The sequence below is a fragment of the Aporhodopirellula sallentina SM41 genome, assembly GCF_000346505.1.
Taxonomy (GTDB): domain Bacteria; phylum Planctomycetota; class Planctomycetia; order Pirellulales; family Pirellulaceae; genus Rhodopirellula; species Rhodopirellula sallentina.
Map to the genome: position 1 here is coordinate 1 of NZ_ANOH01000397.1, position 633 is coordinate 633.

1 pseudogene is annotated in these 633 nt (G+C 58.8%); it reads left to right on the forward strand.

Going from position 1 to position 633, the window contains the following annotated elements:
- A pseudogene (locus RSSM_RS25455) lies at nt 1-633 on the forward strand (tandem-95 repeat protein); the annotation flags it as partial.

The window sequence follows — 633 nt, forward strand, 5'->3', positions numbered from 1 at the left end:
AGTGGCTCGATGCAGGATGACTTCCGCAGCGTGACGCGGACGGTGACGGTCAACATCACGCCCGTGAACGATGCCCCTGTCACGTTTGATCGTTCGCTGGAAGTAATGGAAGTGGAAGAGTACGCCAACGGAACCGGCGACTCGACGAACGCAGTGGCTCGCTTGCCGCTGATGCCGGAAGACTTCCTCGGTGACGCGACCGTTCCGACAGAGCTTACTGAGCAGAGCGACTTCACCGACGACGTGGATTACGACTCGTCACTAGGCGGTGTAGAATACGACGAAGAAGAGCAAGGGCTTCGCGTCGTGCTGTTCACGGTGACGAATTCGGACGGCGTGCCGGTACCTGTCGATAAGGACAACAACAACGGTGTACCGATCACGCTGGCAACCGGTGTGATCACGTTCAACTTCGACGCCTCGGGTGCGTTCACTGGCGGCGAGTACTTGCCGAACGTGGACTACAACGAACAGACGCCGTTCGATCCGACGGAAGTGTTCAGCTACGTGGTCGAAGACTTCGGCCCAACCCGCATCCCTGGTTCGGAGATTCCCGACCCAGATGCGGTCGGTTCGATCGACTACACGAGCACCAACAACCGGTCCGCACCGAAGCAGATGACGTTGACAACC